The following is a 3,881-nucleotide window of genomic DNA, read 5'->3' as shown; positions in this document are numbered from 1 at the left end:
CCGCCCCCTCGGCTGCCCCCTTGCCGCGCGACGGAGGACAGGACCGGCATGCCCCTCACCAGCGATCTCCGCGGCGTCGTGCCGATCGCCCCGACGCCGTTCCACCCGGACGGCCGGATCGACGCGGTCTCCCTCGACCGGATGACGGATTTTTTCGGGGCTTCGGGGGTCGATGGCTTGACGATCCTCGGCCAGCTCGGCGAGGCCGGCAAGCTCGACCATGAAGAAGGGCTCGCCGTCGCGAAGCAGGTCCTCGGGCGCACCCGGCTGCCGGTGATCGTCGGCGTCACGGCGCCGGGCTTCGCGGCCATGCGGGCGCTCGCCCGCGAGGTGATGGCGATGGGCGCGGCCGGCGTGATGATCGCGCCGCCCAACACCCTGCGCACCGACGACCAGGTGGTCGGCTATTACCGCAACGCCGCCGAGGCGATCGGGCCGGACGTGCCCTTCGTGCTCCAGGACTATCCCCTCACCTTCTCGGTCCAGATGACGCCGGCAGTGATCCGCCGGATCGTGTCCGAGAATCCCTCCTGCGTGATGCTCAAGCACGAGGACTGGCCGGGGCTGGAGAAGATCTCGACGCTGCGGGGCTTCGAGGCGGACGGCTCGATGCGCCACATCGCGATCCTGGTCGGCAATGGCGGCCTGTTCCTGGACTTCGAGACCGAGCGCGGCGCCGACGGGGCCAACACCGGCTACGCCTTCCCGGAGATGCTGGTCGACGTGGTCCGCCTCGGCCGGGCGGGGGAGCGCGACGCCGCCCACGACCTGTTCGACGCCCACCTGCCCTACCTGCGCTACGAGCAGCAGCAGGGCCCGCTGGGGCTCGCGGTGCGCAAATACGTGTTCCAGCGCCGGGGGATTTTCTCGTCCGACGCCCAGCGCAAGCCGTCCCAGGCGCTCACCCCGCGGGCCAAGGCCGAAATCGAGTACCTGCTGGCCCGCCTCGCCCGCACGGATGCGCGAGCGAAACTCCTGGATTCACAAGGTCTGTGACCTTGTGCGGGTGCAGGGCAGCGCCCTGCTTCATCGGGGCTCCGCCCCGATACCCCGCCAAAGGGCTGAGCCCTTTGGAATCTCCGCTCAGTCGAGCCGGTAGGCGATGACCGAGTCGCCCGGCGTGGTGCCGAGCGAGCCGTGGCCGCCGGCGGCGATCACCACGTATTGCTTGCCGTCCTTGCCCCGGTAGGTCATCGGCGTCGCCTGGCCGCCCGCGGGCAGCGTCATGGACCAGAGGGTCTCGCCGGTCTGCATGTCGTAGCCGCGGATCAGGTCGTCCAGGGCGGCCCCCGCGAAGGCGACCCCGCCGGCCGTGGTCAGGGTGCCGCCATGGGCCAGCATGCCCATCTCGAACGGGATCGGGAAGGTCACGCCGGCGACCTTCTGGCCGGCCACGGTGCCGTTGCGGTGTTTCCACACGGTGGTGCCGTCCGCGAGGTTCACCCCGACCCGCATGCCCCAGGGCGGCGCGTTGCAGGGCACGCCGAGCGCCGAGCGCATGTGGGCGATCGACACCGCGTAGGGGCCGCCGAGATTCTCGTTGCCGGGCTTCGAATCCGGATCGGTGGAGAACAGGCGCTTGTTCGGCTCGGCCTCCGGACGCCGATGCAGCTGGTAGATGTAGGGCAGGTATTGCGGCGTCGCGATCATCCAGTGGTTGACCGGATCGACGGCCACGGAGCCCCAGTTGAACACCCCGATATTGCCCGGCCACACGATCGAGCCGCCCGAGGCCTGGGGCGGCGTGAACGGGTTGCCGTCGTAGCGGTTCGACCGGAACGCGATGCGGCACTGGATCTGGTCGAACGGCGTCGTGCCCCACATGGCGGCCTCGGTCAGCGGCGCCGGGGTGAAGCGCAGCGCCGACATCGGCTGGGTCGCCGCAAGCGTCTCGCCCGGGATGTCGGTCTCGGTGGAGACCTTGACCTGCTCCACCGGGGCGAACGGCGCGCCGGTGCGGCGGTCCAGCACCCAGACGTTGCCGATCTTGGTCGGGATCAGGATCGCCGGCACCGCGGCCCCCTTGTGCGGCAGGGTCAGCAGCACCGGCTGGGACGGGTTGTCCCGGTCCCACAGGTCGTGCGCCGCGGTCTGGAATTTCCAGATCAGCCGGCCGGTCTTCAGGTCGAGGGCCGCCAGGGCGTCGATGAAGGCCTCGTCGTCCTTGGAGCGGGACACGCCGACCTGGTCGGGGGACCGGTTGCCGAACGGCACGTAGACCTGGCCCAGGCCCTCGTCCGCCGCGAGCTGGGTCCAGGCCACCGCAGAGTTCGGCTCGTAGAGTTCGCCGGCCTTGAGCGGCGCGGTGTCGTCGGGCTTGCCGGCGTCGAACTTCCACACGATCGCGCCGGTGCGCACGTCGTAGGCGCGGATCGCCCCCGACGGGTTGGTCTCGTAGTAGTTGTCGGCGATGGCGCTGCCGAGGATCACCAGGTCCCGGGTCACCAGCGGCGCCGAGGTCTCCTGGTAGGTGGCCCGCTGCAGGCCCGGCATCTGCGCCTTCAGGTCCACCGCGCCGTCGGTGCCGAAACTCTTGCAGGGCGCGCCGGTGTCGGCGTTCAGGGCGTAGAGCTTGGCGTCCACCGAGGTCGCGATGATCCGGCGCGGGCATTCGGCGATGGCGGCCTGGGCGGCCTGGACGGCTGCGGGGTCGGCCTCGGCCGGCGCCACGAAGCCGGTCGAGTCGTTGTAGGACACGCCGCGGCAGGTCTGGTGCTGGTACTGGGCGTCCCGCAGCATCCTGGGATCGAAGGACCAGACCACGCGGCCGGTCTCCGGCTCCAGGGCCCGGACGATGCTGTGCGGGGTGCAGAAATACAGCAGCCCGTTCACTTTGATCGGCGTCGCCTCGAAAGTGTATTCCTTCGAATCCTTGGCGTCGCCCTCGCGCAGGTCGCCGGTATGGTGCTCCCAGGCGACCTTGAGGCCGCGGACGTTGCCGGTGTCGATGTCCTTCAGCGCCGAGTAGCGCTGGCCGAGATTGGTGCCGCCGTAGGCGACCCAGTCGTCGGCCGGATAGGCGACGCCGCTCGGATCGACCGCGGCGTTCCCGGCCTGGGCGACCTTCGGCAGGCTGCCCTTCGTGTCCACCGGATCGACGAACCACGCCGCGCCGCTCGCGGCGACGAGGAGCGCCACGACGGCGCGCAACGCCAGCGGCCCGTTGCCCAGGCCCGGCGCCCAGGGGCTTGTCGGCGCGTTCCGCAGGCCGCCGGGCACGAACGGCAGGGACAGCAGCAGGCCGAGGAACAGGATCAGCGCGCCGCGCGGGATCCATTGCCACTTGTCGAACCCGACCTCTTGGATCGTCCAGGCGAAGGCCCCCGCCAGGGTGAGCGCGTAGAGCCAGAAGCCGCCCTGGCGGCGCCGGGCGAGCTGGATCCCGGCGGCGAGCAGGCCGAGGCCGACCACCCCGTAGAACGGCGACCCGCCGACCGCCGCAAGCTTGTATCCGAAACCGATCAGAGATAATCCTAGTATTGCAGTCAGAAGACCTAGGATTTTTACTGCCATGACGATGGAATCCGCTCTCGTGATCCGGGTGTTGATGATGGATCCCCGAGATTTCCGGGCGGAATACGCGCGCGGAGCCCCCGAGTCGCGCGGCTTATCTTCGCTGTAGCTGGTCTCAGGCTGTGCGGAGCGACGGGCCGGGGCCGGCCCTCACGTCCCGGCCTTCACGTCGAAGTCTTCACGTCCCGGCCTTGCCCTCCGGCCGCAGGGCGACCGGGTCGCCGTCGCGCAGCGACGCCGGCGGCCCGACCACGACCCGCTCGCCGCCGGTCAGGCCGGTGCGCAGCTCCAGCATCGTCCCGGTCTGGCGGAAGATCGTCACCGGGCGCATCCGCACCACATGACCGCCCTCCGCGCCGGCCCCCACC

General features: G+C 70.5%; 2 protein-coding genes and 1 pseudogene. 1 reads left to right on the top strand and 2 read right to left on the bottom strand.

Annotation, left to right across the window (positions count from 1 at the left end; genetic code table 11):
* Positions 1-48 precede the first annotated feature (48 nt).
* Complete coding sequence (locus FV233_RS28555) at positions 49-996, top strand: dihydrodipicolinate synthase family protein (RefSeq protein ID WP_147899538.1); 948 nt, start codon at positions 49-51, stop codon at positions 994-996.
* Between the two features lie 87 nt (positions 997-1,083).
* Here the strand turns inward: FV233_RS28555 and FV233_RS28550 are convergent, their stop codons facing one another.
* Positions 1,084-3,513, bottom strand: a complete 2,430-nt coding sequence (locus FV233_RS28550) for a membrane-bound PQQ-dependent dehydrogenase, glucose/quinate/shikimate family (protein ID WP_147899537.1) — start codon at positions 3,511-3,513, stop codon at positions 1,084-1,086.
* Between the two features lie 178 nt (positions 3,514-3,691).
* A pseudogene (locus tag FV233_RS28545) lies at positions 3,692-3,881 on the bottom strand (efflux RND transporter periplasmic adaptor subunit); the annotation flags it as partial.

It is taken from the genome of Methylobacterium sp. WL7 (genome assembly GCF_008040085.1).
Classification (GTDB): Bacteria; Pseudomonadota; Alphaproteobacteria; order Rhizobiales; family Beijerinckiaceae; genus Methylobacterium; species Methylobacterium mesophilicum.
Note: the sequence above shows the minus strand (reverse complement) of the source record. Positions and strands in the feature narration are given on the sequence as shown.